Origin of the sequence: Rhodococcus sp. Leaf278 (genome assembly GCF_001426085.1) — a bacterium.
Taxonomy (GTDB): domain Bacteria; phylum Actinomycetota; class Actinomycetes; order Mycobacteriales; family Mycobacteriaceae; genus Rhodococcoides.
This window is the reverse complement of record NZ_LMRR01000012.1, coordinates 135,320-151,652: the sequence shown is the minus strand read 5'-3', so window position 1 is coordinate 151,652 and position 16,333 is coordinate 135,320. Positions and strand designations below refer to the sequence as shown.

Below are 16,333 nucleotides of genomic sequence, written 5' to 3'. Positions count from 1 at the left end.
CACGGCAGGATGTGCACGCGTGTCGCCCACTCACGATCTGCCCGCCGGTGCCCATCGAACAGCGGACCCGGAAACCGGCTCCAATCCACCTGGATCACCGTTCCCTCTCGGGGCCACCCCGATGTCGACTGGTACTCAATTTGCAGTCCACGCGCCCGAGGCCGATGGCATCGAGGTCTGCCTGATCGACCCGGACGGCGGCGAACGACGGCTGGAACTGACGAGCAGCACGTTCGGCGTTCGGCACGGCTTCGTTCCTGGCGTTCGACCCGGTGACCGATACGGCTTCCGCGCGTACGGCCGGTGGGATCCACACGCGGGACGTCGATTCAACGGTGCGAAAATTCTGCTGGACCCGTCCGCGCGCCAGGTCAGTGGAGAATTCGGGGACCCGTCGGCTCTGTTGGCCTACGACGACGATCCGTTCGGGTTGCCCAGCACTCGCGATTCGCTCGGGCACCTCCCTCTCGCCGTGGTTCGCGCATCTCTCGCGCGCTCCGATCGACCGGCGCGCCCGTCCGTGCCCTGGGACCGCACCGTTCTCTACGAGCTGCACGTGGGATCCTTCACTGCCCGCAATCCTGCTGTCCCTCAACATCTTCGCGGAACCTATCTGGGACTCGCCCAACCCGCGGTACTCGAACATCTCGCGCGTATCGGCATCACGTCGATCGAATTGCTACCGGTCCACACCACCTTCACCGAGCCCGGTGTGCGTGCCCGCGGAATGCGGAACCACTGGGGCTACTCGACGGGGTCGTACTTCGCACCGGACCCCCGGTTCGCTGCTGTTACCGGCAACGAGGTCGACGAGTTTCGCACCATGGTCGACGCGATGCACGGCGCAGGGATCGAGGTGATCCTCGACGTCGTCTACAACCACACGTGCGAGTCCTCGGTCGACGGGCCGTCCATCAGTTGGCGCGGCCTCGACGCTCCCGGCTACTACTTGCTCGACGGCCGCGGATCGGACGTCGACCTGACCGGCTGCGGCAACACCCTCGACTCGGCATCGCCCGCGGTCGTACGCATGGTGTGCGACAGTCTGCGCTACTGGGTGGACGAGATGGGCGTCGACGGATTCCGGTTCGACCTTGCCAGCACGCTCGGGCGGCCCGGTGGTTGGCGATTCGACCCCCGCGCACCGCTGCTGACCGCGATAGCCGTCGATCCCCTGCTGGCCCAGGTCAAGCTGATTGCCGAGCCGTGGGACGCCACCGGTGCCGGTTACCAGGTCGGAAACTTCGGCATGGCGTGGTCCGAATGGAACGATCGCTACCGCGACACGGTTCGAGGCTTCTGGGCAGGCCACCACGGCGTTCGTGAACTGGCCTCTCGCCTGGCCGGTTCCGAGGATCTGTTCGCGGGTAGCCGCCGATTGCCGTGGGCGTCGATCAACTTCGTCACTGCACACGACGGATTCACCGCCCGCGACCTGGTGTCGTACGAACGAAAGCACAACGGAGCCAACGGGGAAGAAAACCGAGACGGCACCGACAACAACTCCTCGGTCAACCACGGTGTCGAGGGCGAGACCGACGATCCATCCGTACTCGACGCCCGTGGTCGCCACGTGCGCGCCCTGCTGGCCACGTTGACCCTCTCGACCGGTACGCCGATGCTCCTCGCCGGCGACGAACTGGGCCACACGCAGGTCGGCAACAACAACGCGTACTGCGTTCCCGAGGATGCACCGATCGAAGACGCGTGGGCAATCGATTGGAACAGCGCCGATCAGAACATGATTCGATTCGTCGGCCGATTGCTGCGCGTCCGAGCGAGTGCTCCGACGCTGCGACAGCAGGAATTCTTCACCGGCCGTGCAACGCCGACCGGCCGACCTGACCTGGTGTGGTTCGACTCTGCCGGTAGGGAATTCGACACGGATCGGTGGAACGACGACTCGGTACGCACGATCGCAGCGTGGGTCGACGGTTCCGACGTCCGGTCCTACGCCTCGGACGGCGGGCAGGTCGACGATGCGAGTTCGCTCTTGATCCTGCACTCGGGCGGACCCGCTGAGATCACCTTGGCCTGCCCGAGTTGGTCGACGTCTCGGTTCGTCCCGGTACTCGATTCGTCGTACCCGGACGGAGTACCGCCGGATACTGCTGCGCTGGAGGCAGGTTCGACGATATCGGTGACCGGCTCCACGGTGCTGGTGTTCCGTAGCGCGGGCAGGTAGGTCATGAAAAGCTGCACGAGTGGACCGACTCCGAGGGCGTAGAGCACCGTTCCGAGCCCCAGCGTGCCGCCGAGCAGCCAACCGGTGAGCACGACGGTCAACTCGATTCCGGTGCGGGTGAGCCGGATCGACCACCCGGTTCTCGCCACCAGACCGGTCATCAGACCGTCGCGTGGGCCAGGGCCCATTCCGGCACCGATGTACAGGGCTGTGGCAAAGGCGTTCAGCACGATCCCCGACACCATGGCCAGCGATCGAATCACGAGACCGTCGAGATGCGGCAACAGCGCCGACGTCGCATCCACGGCCACTGCGATCACCACGACGTTGCTCACGGTCCCCAGACCCGGACGCTGTCGCAGCGGAATCCACATCAGCAGCACGGCCACTCCGGTGAGCGCGGTGATGGTCCCGAAGCTGAGCGAGACGTGGCGTTCGAGGCCCTGGTGGAACACGTCCCAGGGATTGACACCGAGGCCACCGGCGATCATCAAGGACATGGACGCCCCGTACAGCCACAACCCGACGTAGAGAGCACCCAACCGGGACGGGAGACGACGACCGGCGACTGCACGACGTGGTGAGGTGAACATACTCCCAGTCTCCGTACTACTGGATATGTTCTGCATAGCCAGTTCTACGACAGTGGACCCCCACTCGGGACACGGGCGTCAGCGAACCGCGATCACTGTCGTGGAGCCCGGTGCCACTTCGGTGAAGCCCGCATCTCGCACCGCGACGGCACGCCCATCGCGAACCTCGTCCTGCGCGCGTGCCCACTGCTGTCGATCCGCTGGACGAACGGAGCACGGGTAGCCCGCCGACGCCCAGTCTCGGCACTCCTCCACGCTCATCGCTCCGGCAAGCAACATCGAGGCATGCCCCACCTGAGCGGCAGCCTTCCCCACCGTCATGGACAACGACGCATCGACCCACAGCACCGGACCCGCCCCTGGCTCGGATGCCTCGTCTGGTGGAACATCGGTACCACCGATCTGCAGCCGTTTTATCCGTGGATCGAGGTCGCCGACGCGACCGGGAACGAATGCTCGTGCCGATGCGCCGCCCACGACGACCGTGACTCCCGGGACGTCCTGTGCGGCCGCCCATTGCGCACCCCGTGCCCGACGGGCAACCTTGCGAATTCGAGCCGACGACCATTCGGCGAAGGCATCGTGCCAGGAGGCACCGGGACCCACACGCGGGTCGAGGCACAGCGCTACCGTCGCCCGGGCGGCTGCCTCGAGCAACTCGCTGCGCAACGGCGGATCCGTCTTCGGAATGTGCAGAACCAACGGCATGGCCAGAACGTCCGCCGGGTCTGCCGGATCCTCGGCTCCTCCGTACCCACGGGCGAGCTCGGCATGACGCGAGTCGAACGTGTTCTCCGCCAGGAACTCTTCGGCGTCGTTCTCGCCGGTCACCTCAGGTGTCACATCGCCGACCTCGGGATATCCGATCTCGGGACTGCCGGCCGGGTGCTCGCCGATCATGGGATCGGGACGCGACGGACTCCCCCGTCGACTGCATCCGCAGCTTCGATCTCGTGGCGCGTGACGCCGAGAATGAACAGCACCGCATCCAGGTACGGATGCGAGATGGCGGTGTCGGCAATTTCGCGCAGGGCAGGCTTGGCGTTGAAGGCGACGCCGAGGCCGGCCGCAGTGAGCATGTCGATGTCGTTGGCTCCGTCGCCGACCGCCACCGTCTGCTCCATCGGTACTCCCGATTGTGCGGCGAATTCGCGCAATGCGGTCGCCTTCGCCGCTCGGTCGACCACTTCACCGATCACGCGTCCGGTGAGTTTGCCGTCGATGATCTCGAGCGTGTTCGCCTTGACGTAATCCAGTTCGAGTTCGTGGGCCAGACCTTCGATGACCTGCCGGAAACCTCCGGATACGACTCCACACGCGAACCCGAGTCGTCGCAGGGTTCGAATGGTGGTTCGTGCGCCCGCCGTCAGCTCCAGACTTTCGCCCACCTCGTCGATGACCGATTCGTCGAGACCTGCCAGTACGGCGACCCGCTGTTCGAGGGACTCCGTGAAGTCGATCTCGCCGCGCATCGCCGCTTCGGTGACCGCTCTCACTTCCTCCTCGCGTCCGGCACGCGCAGCCAACATCTCGATGACCTCGCCCTGTACCAGCGTGGAGTCGACGTCGAACACGATGAGCCGCTTCGAGCGACGCGCGATGCCTGCCCTTTCGACAGCGACGTCCACACCGATTCCCGCTGCGATCGCCGCGAGACCGGTACGGAGTGCGACATCGGCAGTCGGTGACGTGTCGGTTGCAGTTACCTGCAGTTCGAGGCCCGTCACGGGGTAGTCGGCAACTCCGCGGATGGAGTCGATATTCGCGCCCTGACGGGCCAACTCGCGCGAGATGGTGCTGAACGCCCGCGCTGTCACGGGTCGACCGAGAACGACGACGACATGTGTGCCCAGGCTGCGACCACCACTCTGCGCAGCACCGATCTCGACGTCCACATGCACCCCGACCGTGGCCATGGCGTCTTCGAGCTCTTCCTGCAGCGCTTCGGGATCGCGCGGACAAGTCAACAGGACACCGAGGGTCAGCCTGCCGCGAATGACCACCTGCTCCACGTCGAGAAGGCTTACCTCGTGCCGAGACAATGCCGCGAACAGCACCGAGGTGACGCCCGGCTTGTCGGGTCCCGTCACCGTCACCAGCACTGCGGTGTCGTTCGACTTCACCGGATCTCCCTTTCACATTCGGCCAACGGCCGGATACGTCTTCGTGTCACCGCGCGGCGAGCGGGCCGACCCGAACGCGCCACGAGATTGTCGCAAGCGAAGAGCCCCACCCGGTAGCCGGGAGGGGCTCTCGCTGTGCTGTGACTACCTGGGGTCGGGGTCTCCGGACCCTTCGTGATCGCTGGTGGCGAGCGGCGCCCGGCGGGCCTGCTCCATGACAGCGGTGGTCTTACCACCGTGTGCGCCCGGCCCGACGTGCGCTTCCGAGCGCATCCTCTCGACCATGTGCGGGTAGTGCAGCTCGAACGCGGGACGCTCCGACCGGATGCGAGGCAGCTCGGTGAAGTTGTGTCGCGGCGGCGGGCAGGAGGTGGCCCATTCCAGTGAGTTGCCGTAGCCCCATGGATCGTCGACCGTGACGACCTCGCCATAGCGGTAGGACTTGAAGACGTTCCAGACGAACGGCAAGGTCGAGGCACCGAGGATGAATGCACCGATGGTGGAGATGACGTTCAGCTCGGTGAATCCGTCGGACGGCAGGTAGTCGGCGTAGCGACGCGGCATTCCCTCGTTTCCGAGCCAGTGCTGGACGAGGAACGTGGCGTGGAAGCCGAAGAACGTCAGCCAGAAGTGCCACTTGCCGAGGGCCTCGTCCATCATCCGGCCCGTCATCTTGGGGAACCAGAAGTAGATGCCGGCGTACGTCGCGAACACCACCGTGCCGAACACCACGTAGTGGAAGTGCGCCACCACGAAGTAGCTGTCGGTGACCTGGAAGTCGATCGGCGGCGAAGCCAACAGAACGCCGGTCAATCCGCCGAACACGAACGTGATCAAGAAGCCGATGGAGAACAACATCGGGGTCTCCAAGGTCACCTGGCCACGCCACATCGTGCCGACCCAGTTGAAGATCTTCACGCCCGTCGGCACCGCGATCAGGAACGTCATGAACGAGAAGAACGGAAGCAGCACCGCGCCGGTCGCGTACATGTGGTGCGCCCACACCGCGATCGACAGCGCGGCGATGGCAATGGTCGCGTAGATCAGTCCCGAGTAGCCGAAGATCGGCTTGCGGGAGAACACCGGGAACACCTCGGAGACGATTCCGAAGAACGGCAGCGCGATGATGTACACCTCGGGGTGCCCGAAGAACCAGAACAGGTGCTGCCACAGCAGCACTCCACCGGTTGCCGGGTCGAACAGGTGCGCACCCAGGTGGCGGTCGGCCGCCAGGCCGAGCAGCGCCGCCGTCAGCAGCGGGAAGGCCAGCAGGATCAAAATTGACGTCACCAGGATGTTCCAGGTGAAGATCGGCATCCGGAACATCGTCATGCCGGGGGCACGCAGGCAGATCACCGTGGTGATCATGTTGACGCCACCGAGGATGGTGCCGAGACCGGCCACAGCCAGACCCATGATCCACAGGTCGGCACCGACGCCCGGGGAATGTAGAGCGGAGGTGAGTGGGGTGTACGCGGTCCATCCGAAGTCGGCTGCGCCACCGGGGGTGATGAACCCTGCTGTGGTGATCAGGGCACCGAACAGGTACAGCCAGTACGAGAACGCGTTCAACCGCGGGAAGGCGACATCGGGTGCGCCGATCTGCAGCGGGAGGATGTAGTTGGCGAACCCGAACACGATGGGTGTTGCGTACAGCAGCAGCATGATCGTGCCGTGCATGGTGAACAGCTGGTTGTACTGCTCGTTCGACAGGAACTGCAGTCCTGGCACGGCCAACTCGGCGCGCATCAACAGCGCCATCAGTCCACCGACGAGGAAGAACGCGAACGACGTCGCGATATACATGATTCCCAAGACCTTGGGATCGGTCGTCGTCACCGCTTTGTGCAGGAACGACCCCTTCGGTCCCATCCTCGGCGGGAACGGCCGAGCAGCATCCACCGCGGGAGCGGGCCTAGGCGCTAGGGCAGTCACAGATCCTCCTGATTGCGCGTCCGACCCCGAATCACGAGGCGACGTCATCTAGTCGTGCGCTACTCGAATCGTAGACCGTCGGACCGACACTTGCCGAACCGGTCCTACCGTGTGTCGTATTGGGCTCGTTCGACACCGCTCGAATCGGGCGATCTGCCTGCGCTGTGGGCCTTTCCGCGGCACCGGGCGCAGCGCGCGCGCTGTCGATTCAGTGGCCTCGGCGGTGCCCGTTCGAGTGTTCTACGAGAACGGTCTTCCGATACTGTGTGAGACCACCCGACCCGTCGAAGGAAGTCCCGCGTTGCCACTCCACCTGCGAGTCCCCCGTTCGTGTGCATCGCGCAGGACCGGCGCCGTCGTAGCGGCGTTCCTTGCCGCGGCCGTGAGTGTGGTCGGCTGCTCCGATTCCGAGACACAGGACGACGCGTCGACCATCGTTCGCACAACGACGAACATCGCCGGAGCGGGTGTGGTCGGGAACAACCGGGACACCGTGGGACTGTGCCCGGCACTGGCCCCGCTGGACCGAACCGGAGTCGAAGGCGATGTCCGCCCCGTTGGGCACGCCGAGGGCATCAGCGCCATTCCTGCCGACCCACAGCGCATCGTCGTTCTCGACGCCGCGGGCCTCGACGCCAGCTGCGCGGTCGGAATCTGGGAACGCGTCGTCGGCGCGGCGACGATCGACCCAGATTTCCGTGGAGACGGAGACCAACCGTTGTACCTCGGCACAGGCTTGTCGTCCGTTCCGTCCGTCGGCCCGGTCGGAGCCCCCGATCTCGGGGCGATTGCCGCCCTCGACCCCGATCTCATCCTCGGTGCCGATTCTCTCGGTGCCGAAAGCTACGACTCCCTGAATGCCATCGCGCCGACCGTGTTCACCGAGACCGGGCAGGGCTGGAAGGACACCTTTCTGCAGTCCGCGGCAGCACTGGGCCGAGGGCAGGCCGGTTTCGAGCAGCTCGCGTCGTTCTCTGCGGATGCCGAGCGGGTCGGTCGCGAGATCGATTCCACGCAGACGCAGGCGTCGGTCATCCGGTTCGGTGCGGACACGATCGAGGTGGACGGTCCGAACTCCTTCGCCGGCCAGGTGCTCGCCGAGGTGGGTGTTGCGCGGCCGCAAAGTCAGCGCGATACCGATTTCACTGTTGCGTCGGATGATCTGGATCCAGTCGAGGGCGACATCGTGTACGTGCGATTCGCGGGTACCGAAGGCGAGGCCTTCGGCCGCGAGGTGATGGACAGCGACGCATGGCACGCACTCGGCTCGGTCACCGACGGGCGAGTGTTCGCCGTGAACGACACGGTCTGGTCCGGCAGTGGAGTTGTCGCGGCGCGTGCCATCCTGGCCGATCTCTCCGCTTCCCTGAACGCCTACGTGTCCTGACGCGATGCCGATTCCGGAATTCGTGCAGGCGCTCCGCAGCGTCGTCGGTACGTCCCCGCTCTGGTTGTCCGGTGTCAGTGCGGTCGTCGTGAGCGACGACCGCCGAGTACTGCTGACTCTGCGAGCGGACAACAACACCTGGGCCGTGGTCTCCGGAATCCTCGAGCCGGGCGAAGAACCGGCACCGGCCGCGCTGCGAGAGATCCGCGAGGAGACCGGCATCGAGGCCACGATCGTGCGGTTGACGAGCGTCGACGTGACGGAGCCGATCACGTACCCCAACGGCGATGTCGCACAGTATCTGGACATCACTTTCCTTGCCCGCTACATCTCGGGCACCCCTCATGTCGCCGACGACGAGAATCTCGACGTAGCCTGGTTCGCGCTCGACGAGTTACCCGAAAAACTCACGGCCACTTCACGATTGCGGATCGAGAAAGCCATCGCCGACGACCCGACGGCATGGTTCCGACGCTGACTCCCCCACCCGGACCGAATGCACAGCTCCGCCGAACAGTCACCCTTTCGATTCGTAATGTGATATCACTTTACTATCAACATCAAGAGGGAGGTTCTCATGTCCGCACCCGCTACCGTCGCCGAGAAGCCGACGGGAACACCGACCACGACCATCGCCGAGCGCACCGGCTGGGATCTGCCCGGCTGGTCGATGCTCGGCGTCGGTCTCGCGCTGTTTCTCGGCGGAATCGCCGCGTTCGCTCTCGGACTCGTCTTCTCCACGGTGGGGCTCACGGCCGGCGGAGTCGTGCTGTTCGTGCTCTCGCTGCCGGCACTCATGGGATTGACTCTGGTTCAACCCAATCAAGCTCGCGTTCTGCAGCTACTCGGCAGTTCGTACAGCGGGACGCTGCGTACACCGGGGCTGCGCTGGACCAATCCGTTGACGTACCGAAGGGCCATCTCGACGCGAATTCGCAACCACGAGACCGGTCAATCCAAGGTCAACGACGCCGACGGCAATCCGATCGAGATCTCTGCCATCGTCGTCTGGCAGGTTGCCGATACCGCTCTGGCATCCTTCCAGGTCGACGACTACGAGGAGTTCGTCGCCGTCCAGACCGAATCGGCCGTCCGTCATATCGCCGGCAGCTACCCGTACGACGCCGAAGGCCGAATGTCGTTGCGAGAGAACGCCGACGAAATCACCGCGGCGATGTCGGAGGAGGTACACGCGCGGGTGCGGTCGGCAGGTGTGGAGGTGATCGAGACCCGAATCAACCGTCTTGCCTATGCCCCGGAGATCGCACAAGCAATGCTGCGGCGCCAGCAGGCGGGAGCGGTCATTGCGGCGCGTCAGCAGATCGTCGAAGGCGCGGTCGGCATGGTGGAGATGGCGTTGTCGAAGCTCGAGGAGAAGCACGTGGTCGAACTCGACGAGGAGAGAAAGGCGACCATGGTGTCGAATCTGCTCGTCGTGCTGTGCAGCGACCGCGACACGCAACCTGTCGTCAATACCGGATCGCTGTACCAGTGAGCCATGACCGTCGAGCGTAAGAAAATATTGCTTCGGCTGGACCCAGCGGTGCACGACGCCCTCGCCCGCTGGGCCTCCGACGATCTCCGGAGCACCAACGCTCAGATCGAGTTCCTACTGCGTCGAGCATTGAGCGACGAGGGTCGAATGCCCAAGGAAGCCAAAGACATTCGCGCGCCGGGCCGCCCACCGAAAGAGTGAGCGGCGCGGCGCGCGAAGGGGCCTCTAGAAGTCCCAGTCCTCGTCTTCGGTGTTGACTGCCTTTCCGATGACGTACGAGGATCCCGAGCCCGAGAAGAAGTCGTGGTTCTCGTCGGCGTTCGGTGACAGTGCGGACAGAATGGCCGGGTTCACGTCCGTCTCGTCCTTGGGGAACAGACCCTCGTAGCCGAGATTGTTCAATGCCTTGTTGGCGTTGTAGCGCAGGAACTTCTTGACGTCCTCGGTCAGACCGATCTCGTCGTAGAGGTCCTGGGTGTACTCGACCTCGTTGTCGTACAACTCGAACAGCAACTCGAACGTGTAGTTCTTGAGTTCCTCGCGCCGCTCCTCGCTGACCTTCTCGAGACCCTTCTGGTACTTGTATCCGATGTAGTACCCGTGCACGGCCTCGTCGCGAATGATCAGCCTGATCAGGTCCGCAGTGTTGGTCAGCTTGGCCCGCGAGGACCAGTACATCGGCAGGTAGAAGCCTGAGTAGAAGAGGAACGACTCGAGCAGAGTCGACGCCACCTTGCGCTTGAGCGGGTCGTCACCGTGATAGAAGTTCAGTACGATCTCGGCTTTGCGCTGGAGGTTGACGTTCTCCTCGGACCAGCGGAATGCATCGTCGATGTCGCGGGTGGAGCTGAGGGTGGAGAAGATGGAGCTGTAGCTCTTCGCGTGCACCGACTCCATGAACGCGATGTTGGTGTACACCGCCTCCTCGTGGGGAGTGATCGCGTCGGGAATGAGGCTGACGGCACCGACGGTGCCCTGGATGGTGTCGAGCAACGTCAGTCCGGTGAACACGCGCATCGTCAGCTGCTTCTCGACGGCGGTCAGGGTTGCCCACGACGGGATGTCGTTGGACACCGGCACCTTCTCGGGCAGCCAGAAATTACTGGTGAGACGCTCCCAGACTTCGGAGTCCTTGTCGTCCTGGACCCGATTCCAGTTGATCGCGGTGACACGATCGATGAGCTTTACCATGGGTGCCTACCTACAGGTCGATGAGCGAGAATTGCGGACGGTGCTACGTGAAAAGTCGCTGACACGAACACTACCCGTTGTGTCCGACATCAATAGCTAACACAAGATCTGTGTCGTGCGCGTTTTGCGTACCTGGAGGGGCGCACAACGCGCACGACGTGAGTTCGCCCTCCCAGCCCTCACGCCGAAGAACCCGCACAACGTCTTCTGCAACGCCGCACGGATCGCTGCTGACCTCGTCGTACCCGAAAACCAGTCGCGCACGCCCCTCGAGTTCGGCCGCATTGTCACGTCGCCGATCGCGGAATGCGACCTCCTGCATCGAATGGAACCTGCGACCGTCCAAGCGGACCGTCAAAGTGCGAGATCCCACTCGGTACAGGACGTCCTCATAGAGTGTTCGACCGTCGACCTGTATCGAGCTCTGCCGTTCGGCAGTCGGAAGCCCGTGAGCCTCTTCGACGTTGATCGCGTATTCGAGTTCGAGAATGGACTGAACGCCGTTCGCGAGCAAGGCGACGGCTTCGCTCAGCGATGTCAGATACCGGTACGGCCTGCGGACGGCGATCTGCTCCCGAACGTCCGTCAATCGGATTCTTCGCTGAGTCACCGACGACACCAAGCTGTGGAAGGCCTGGCTCGGCGTGGGTTCCGACACTGCCAGATCGAGGGCAGTGTCCACCAACGTCGTTCGCGGCATGTCCCCTGGTATGCCGATGTGCCGGTGCGCCCGAGATCTGTGCACGACCACTCCGGGATGGAGCGGTAGTCCGATGCCCGCCACCAGCCTCGTTCCGACCCTAGGAACAGAGCGCAACGTCGCGCGCTGATTGCAGGCAGACTTTCCATACGGCACAGTCACGTGGACGGCCGAATCGGGATCTGGCTGTCGCAATCCCCACTCTTCGGCTGCGGACCGGTGGCTCAGCATTGCGTGCCCACCTCCGTACAGAAGCGCTGCCATCAGGATCCGATCCCGCGTCAACGGTCCGGTGAAGATGGAATAGACGCCGCGCAGAACAACGATCCACGCGCCACTGTCCACCAGTTTGCGGACCCTATTTCGGCTGTACCCCAACTGCGTAACCTGCGACTGCGTGAACAGCCCCCACTGCGTGTCGATCAGAACCTGAAGTTCTCGACCATCCCCCCGACCATGTTCCATGGCCGCGCATCCTGCCCCGTGGGTACGACAGCGTCCGTCGTGCGCGTTTTGCGCCCCTCCAGCTACGCAAAACGCGCACGAGGGCAAAGCCCTACAGCATGCAGGAAACGCAGCCCTCTACCTCGGTACCTTCGAGGGCCATCTGACGCAGACGGATGTAGTACAGCGTCTTGATGCCCTTGCGCCATGCGTAGATCTGCGCGCGGTTGATGTCGCGAGTGGTGGCAGTGTCCTTGAAGAACAGCGTCAACGACAGGCCCTGATCGACGTGTTGTGTTGCGGCAGCATAGGTGTCGATGATTTTCTCGTACCCGATCTCGTACGCGTCCTGGTAGTAGTCCAGGTTGTCGTTGTCGAGATACGGTGCCGGGTAGTAGACGCGGCCGATCTTGCCTTCCTTGCGAATCTCGATCTTCGACGCCACCGGGTGAATCGACGAGGTGGAGTTGTTGATGTACGAGATGGATCCGGTCGGCGGAACGGCCTGCAGGTTCTGGTTGTAAATTCCGTACTCCTGAACGGACGCCTTCAACGCAGTCCACTCGGCCTGAGTCGGAATGGCAACGCCGGAATCGGCGAACAGTTTCGCGACCTTCGGCGTAGCAGGCTCCCAGGCCTGATCGGTGTACTTGTCGAAGAACTCCCCCGACGCATACTTGGAATCCGGGAAGCCCTTGAAGTACTGGCCGCGCGCCTTCGCCAGCTGGTTCGACGCCTGAATGGCGTGGAACAGCACCGTGTAGAAGTAGATGTTGGTGAAATCGATTCCCTCGGTCGACCCGTAGTGGATGCGCTCGCGGGCGAGGTAGCCGTGCAGATTCATCTGCCCCAGGCCGATCGCGTGAGAGTCGTTGTTGCCCTGCTCGATCGACGGCACGGAGAAAATGTGGGTCTGGTCCGAGACCGCGGTCAGACCGCGGATGGCCACGGCGATGGTCTTACCGAAGTCGGGTGAATCCATCGTCTTCGCGATGTTCAGCGAGCCCAGGTTGCACGAGATGTCCTTGCCGACATGGCTGTACGAGAGGTCGTCGTTGAACGTCGACGGCGTCGAGACCTGGAGAATCTCCGAGCACAGGTTGGAGTGGGTGATCTTGCCCTTGACCGGGTTCGCGCGATTGACGGTGTCCTCGTACATGATGTACGGGTATCCGGACTCGAATTGCAGCTCGGCGAGAGTCTGGAAGAACTCACGCGACTTGATCTTCGTCTTACGAATCCGCTTGTCGTCGACCATCTCGTAGTACTTCTCGGAGACGTCGATATCGGCGAACGGCACTCCGTAGATGCGCTCCACGTCGTACGGCGAGAACAGGTACATGTCCTCGTTCTTCTTCGCCAGCTCGAACGTGATGTCCGGGATGACGATTCCGAGGGACAGCGTCTTGATTCGGATCTTCTCGTCCGCGTTCTCACGCTTGGTGTCGAGGAACTTGTAGACGTCGGGGTGATGCGCGTGCAGGTACACCGCGCCCGCGCCCTGACGTGCCCCGAGCTGGTTGGCGTACGAGAACGAGTCCTCGAGCAGCTTCATGATGGGGATGACACCGGACGACTGATTCTCGATGCGCTTGATCGGCGCACCTGCTTCGCGAATGTTGCTCAGCAGCAACGCAACTCCGCCGCCACGCTTGGACAGCTGCAACGCCGAGTTGATGGATCGACCGATCGACTCCATGTTGTCTTCGATACGGAGCAGGAAGCACGAGACGGGCTCGCCGCGCTGCTTCTTGCCCGAGTTGAGGAAGGTGGGCGTCGCGGGCTGGAATCGGCCGGCGATGATCTCGTCCACGAGATCGGTGGCCAGGGCTTCGTCACCGGCTGCGAGCGTGAGCGCGACCATGCACACGCGGTCCTCGAAGCGCTCGAGGTAGCGCTTGCCGTCGAACGTCTTGAGCGTGTACGAGGTGTAGTACTTGAACGCACCGAGGAACGTGGGGAACCGAAACTTCTTCGAGTACGCGTGATTGATGAGGAACTTGACGAACTCTCGCGAGTACTGATCGAGAACCTCGGGCTCGTAATAGTTCTCCTCGACCAGGTAGTCCAGCTTCTCGTCCAGATCGTGGAAGAACACCGTGTTCTGGTTGACGTGCTGCAGGAAGTACTGATTGGCAGCCTCGCGGTCCTTCTCGAACTGGATCTCGCCGTTGGGGCCGTAGAGATTGAGCATCGCGTTGAGCGCGTGGTAATCCATGTCGCCGTCGCCGCGAATCGTTGCGGGCGCGGGTGCTGCGTCGGTGATGGTCGGTGCCACTGCGATGCTCCTACTGGTATGTGGTGGGTAATGCTCTAGTGCGTGTGGGCCGCGCGGCGAACTTCACGTTCCCAGAAGTCCTCCAGTCCCTCGCGGACTCGCACTACGTCCTCGGGGGTGCCCATCAACTCGAATCGGTACAGATACGGAACCGCACATTTCTGCGAAATGACATCTCCGGCAAAGCAGAACGAATCACCGAAATTGGTATTTCCGGCAGCGATGACCGCTCGAATCAACGATCGGTTGTGCTCGTCGTTGAGAAACTTGATCACACGCTTGGGTACGTAATTGGTGTCACGCCCGGCATAGGTGGTCCCTCCCCCATAGGTCGGAACGACGAGAACATAAGGGGCATGGACTCGGAACGTACCGTCGGGATCACGAAGCGGAATGCGCGTTGCGGGGATATCCAGCTTCGAGACGAAACGATGCGTGTTCTCGGATGCGCTGGAGAAATACACCAGTGAGTGGGACGACTGCGGTTGCGAACTCACCGCTCACTCACTTCCTCGTTCTGTTCAAGCAGCGTTCGCTGCGAGGGTCTTGATGCGATCCGGACGGAAGCCGGACCAGTGATCGTCTCCGGCCACGACGACGGGAGCCTGCAGGTAGCCCAGAGCCATGACGTAGTCACGCGCCTCGGGGTCCTGCGAGATATCGATGACCGAGTACTCGATGCCCGCTTTGTCGAGGGCGCGGTAGGTGGCATTGCACTGAACGCAGGCCGGCTTGGTGTAAACGGTGATGCTCATGGTGTCCCTCTTTCCGTTGTCGCCATCGGGTGCACCGACGGCGACCGATGTGCTCTGCGTGTGGCACCGAGAACATCTCCCGCTCAGGGCGACTTCGACCTGCTCGAACCTGCTTTCGCTGGCTCTTCGAGTTGTGGCCTCTCGGTCGGACAAACACTACACCTAGTGTCCGACATCTGACTACAACACGAGATGTTGCGAACAACATGCTTGGTATTCGCTGGTCACGGCCTTGCCGGGAGAGGATCGACGCGTCATTACGGCGTGTCGCAGGTCACAGTCGGGTTGTGTTATCGGTCACCACCCATTTCTGCATCGGCAGTGACGAGCCCCTAGGACAACCGTTCCTCCCGCGCACGAGAACGGCCCCTCGGATTCGAATCCGAGGGGCCGTTGTCAGCGCGTGCGCGACTGTCAGCGTTGACGCGCCTTGAACCGGGGCTCTTTCTTGTTGATCACGAACACCACCCCGTGGCGGCGGACCACCTGAGCACCGGGCTTGTTCTTGAGCGATTTCAGAGAGTTTCTCACCTTCATGAGCTCACCCTACATGAAAACGACTATCGAAACCATCAAGCGGTCAGGCGCTCACGAGTTCGTTCGATGCCTTGACCAACTCGGCCACCACGTGTCCGATCTCTCCGGATACCTCGGCATTCTCGCTCGGGTGAGCCGAGCCGAACTTGTCCATGGTGCTGCCGATGGAGAGCTGGACGTCCTCGAGCACCGAACCACCGGCGATACGCACGGCCTTGCTCGTGTCCTCATGTGCCCACTTGGCACCGTTACCGCTGGGCGATGCGCTGATGACGACGACCGGCTTGCCCACCATCGCACCGGCACCGTAGGGGCGCGAGAGCCAATCGATGGCGTTCTTCAGCACGGCAGGAATGGTGCCGTTGTATTCGGGCGTGACCAGCAGCAAGGCCGAGGCCTTCTCGGCAGCAGCTCGCAGAGCGAGCGCCGCAGCCGGTACGGAACCCTCGACGTCGATATCCTCGTTGTAGAAGGGGACATCTCCGAGTCCGTCGTAGACCACGATCTCTGCGCCGGCGGGTGCCACGGTGACAGCAGTCTCGGCAATCTGCTTGTTCACCGATTCGGCGCGCAGGCTTCCGACGAGAACGAGTACGTGAGCGTCTGACATGAGATCTTCCTTCGAAAGTTCGGATGACGTGATCGTCACGTCAATTCATACCATTCAAACGGACCATGGTCCACTTATGTTCCCGACAGGGTACGCTGAC

15 protein-coding genes and 1 pseudogene are annotated in these 16,333 nt (G+C 63.0%); 5 read left to right on the top strand and 11 right to left on the bottom strand.

The features are described 5' to 3' along the window. Positions 1–19 precede the first annotated feature (19 nt). Positions 20–2,185: a glycogen debranching protein GlgX gene (glgX, locus tag ASG84_RS13435; protein ID WP_082520970.1), complete on the top strand. Its 2,166-nt coding sequence runs from the start codon at positions 20–22 to the stop codon at positions 2,183–2,185. A gap of 11 nt (positions 2,186–2,196) precedes the next feature. Here the strand turns inward: glgX and yczE are convergent. The 4 genes and pseudogenes from yczE to ctaD all read right to left on the bottom strand — a co-directional run. Further along, a pseudogene (yczE, locus tag ASG84_RS28755) lies at positions 2,197–2,778 on the bottom strand (membrane protein YczE); the annotation flags it as partial. Between the two features lie 78 nt (positions 2,779–2,856). Continuing rightward, positions 2,857–3,678 (bottom strand): peptidyl-tRNA hydrolase, encoded by an 822-nt coding sequence (locus tag ASG84_RS13425; protein ID WP_082520969.1) that lies wholly within the window; start codon positions 3,676–3,678, stop codon positions 2,857–2,859. Continuing rightward, positions 3,675–4,901, bottom strand: a complete 1,227-nt coding sequence (serB, locus tag ASG84_RS13420; RefSeq protein WP_057477542.1) for a phosphoserine phosphatase SerB — start codon at positions 4,899–4,901, stop codon at positions 3,675–3,677. Before serB ends, ASG84_RS13425 begins: the two co-directional genes overlap by 4 nt. Before the next feature lie 144 nt (positions 4,902–5,045). Further along, the gene (gene ctaD, locus ASG84_RS13415; protein WP_057477541.1) at positions 5,046–6,836 is read right to left on the bottom strand and encodes an aa3-type cytochrome oxidase subunit I; all 1,791 of its coding nucleotides are present in this window, start codon (positions 6,834–6,836) and stop codon (positions 5,046–5,048) included. A 301-nt stretch (positions 6,837–7,137) separates the two neighbouring features. Between ctaD and ASG84_RS13410 the strand changes: the two genes are divergently transcribed. From ASG84_RS13410 to ASG84_RS13395, 4 genes are all read left to right on the top strand, one after another. Then, positions 7,138–8,223: an iron-siderophore ABC transporter substrate-binding protein gene (locus tag ASG84_RS13410; protein WP_235581652.1), complete on the top strand. Its 1,086-nt coding sequence runs from the start codon at positions 7,138–7,140 to the stop codon at positions 8,221–8,223. A gap of 4 nt (positions 8,224–8,227) precedes the next feature. Then, positions 8,228–8,701: an NUDIX hydrolase gene (locus ASG84_RS13405; protein ID WP_057477540.1), complete on the top strand. Its 474-nt coding sequence runs from the start codon at positions 8,228–8,230 to the stop codon at positions 8,699–8,701. 99 nt (positions 8,702–8,800) lie between these two features. After that, a complete protein-coding gene (locus tag ASG84_RS13400) occupies positions 8,801–9,718 on the top strand; it encodes an SPFH domain-containing protein (protein WP_057477539.1) in 918 nt (305 codons plus the stop codon). A gap of 3 nt (positions 9,719–9,721) precedes the next feature. Next, entirely contained in the window at positions 9,722–9,919 is a 198-nt protein-coding gene (locus ASG84_RS13395; protein WP_057477538.1) for a hypothetical protein, read from the top strand. Positions 9,920–9,943: 24 nt separating this feature from the next. On the opposite strand, the gene nrdF is transcribed toward ASG84_RS13395, so the two are convergent. From nrdF to ASG84_RS13360, 7 genes are all read right to left on the bottom strand, one after another. Then, a complete protein-coding gene (gene nrdF, locus ASG84_RS13390) occupies positions 9,944–10,909 on the bottom strand; it encodes a class 1b ribonucleoside-diphosphate reductase subunit beta (protein ID WP_057477537.1) in 966 nt (321 codons plus the stop codon). Between the two features lie 70 nt (positions 10,910–10,979). Then, complete coding sequence (locus ASG84_RS13385; protein ID WP_057477536.1) at positions 10,980–12,074, bottom strand: type IV toxin-antitoxin system AbiEi family antitoxin domain-containing protein; 1,095 nt, start codon at positions 12,072–12,074, stop codon at positions 10,980–10,982. 91 nt (positions 12,075–12,165) lie between these two features. Continuing rightward, on the bottom strand, positions 12,166–14,331 hold the full coding sequence (gene nrdE / locus ASG84_RS13380; protein ID WP_057477535.1) for a class 1b ribonucleoside-diphosphate reductase subunit alpha: 2,166 nt from the start codon (positions 14,329–14,331) through the stop codon (positions 12,166–12,168). Positions 14,332–14,366: 35 nt separating this feature from the next. After that, entirely contained in the window at positions 14,367–14,828 is a 462-nt protein-coding gene (gene nrdI, locus ASG84_RS13375) for a class Ib ribonucleoside-diphosphate reductase assembly flavoprotein NrdI (RefSeq protein WP_057477534.1), read from the bottom strand. A 24-nt stretch (positions 14,829–14,852) separates the two neighbouring features. Beyond that, positions 14,853–15,086 (bottom strand): redoxin NrdH, encoded by a 234-nt coding sequence (locus ASG84_RS13370; RefSeq protein ID WP_032398330.1) that lies wholly within the window; start codon positions 15,084–15,086, stop codon positions 14,853–14,855. A 414-nt stretch (positions 15,087–15,500) separates the two neighbouring features. Then, on the bottom strand, positions 15,501–15,623 hold the full coding sequence (gene ykgO, locus ASG84_RS13365; protein ID WP_027496600.1) for a type B 50S ribosomal protein L36: 123 nt from the start codon (positions 15,621–15,623) through the stop codon (positions 15,501–15,503). A gap of 43 nt (positions 15,624–15,666) precedes the next feature. Continuing rightward, positions 15,667–16,233 carry an NAD(P)H-dependent oxidoreductase gene (locus ASG84_RS13360; RefSeq protein WP_057477759.1) on the bottom strand — a complete coding sequence of 189 codons (567 nt, stop codon included), beginning with the start codon at positions 16,231–16,233 and terminating at the stop codon, positions 15,667–15,669. Between the last annotated feature and the right edge of the window lie 100 nt (positions 16,234–16,333).

Excerpts from the sequence above, each read along its gene's own strand:
- ASG84_RS13425 (WP_082520969.1), bottom strand. The coding sequence starts at position 3,678 with ATGATCGGCGAGCACCCGGCCGGCAGTCCCGAGATCGGATATCCCGAG.
- ASG84_RS13405 (WP_057477540.1), top strand. The coding sequence starts at position 8,228 with ATGCCGATTCCGGAATTCGTGCAGGCGCTCCGCAGCGTCGTCGGTACG.
- ASG84_RS13400 (WP_057477539.1), top strand. The coding sequence starts at position 8,801 with ATGTCCGCACCCGCTACCGTCGCCGAGAAGCCGACGGGAACACCGACC.
- ASG84_RS13395 (WP_057477538.1), top strand. The coding sequence starts at position 9,722 with ATGACCGTCGAGCGTAAGAAAATATTGCTTCGGCTGGACCCAGCGGTG.
- nrdF (WP_057477537.1), bottom strand. The coding sequence starts at position 10,909 with ATGGTAAAGCTCATCGATCGTGTCACCGCGATCAACTGGAATCGGGTC.
- ASG84_RS13385 (WP_057477536.1), bottom strand. The coding sequence starts at position 12,074 with ATGGAACATGGTCGGGGGGATGGTCGAGAACTTCAGGTTCTGATCGAC.
- ASG84_RS13370 (WP_032398330.1), bottom strand. The coding sequence starts at position 15,086 with ATGAGCATCACCGTTTACACCAAGCCGGCCTGCGTTCAGTGCAATGCC.
- ykgO (WP_027496600.1), bottom strand. The coding sequence starts at position 15,623 with ATGAAGGTGAGAAACTCTCTGAAATCGCTCAAGAACAAGCCCGGTGCT.
- ASG84_RS13360 (WP_057477759.1), bottom strand. The coding sequence starts at position 16,233 with ATGTCAGACGCTCACGTACTCGTTCTCGTCGGAAGCCTGCGCGCCGAA.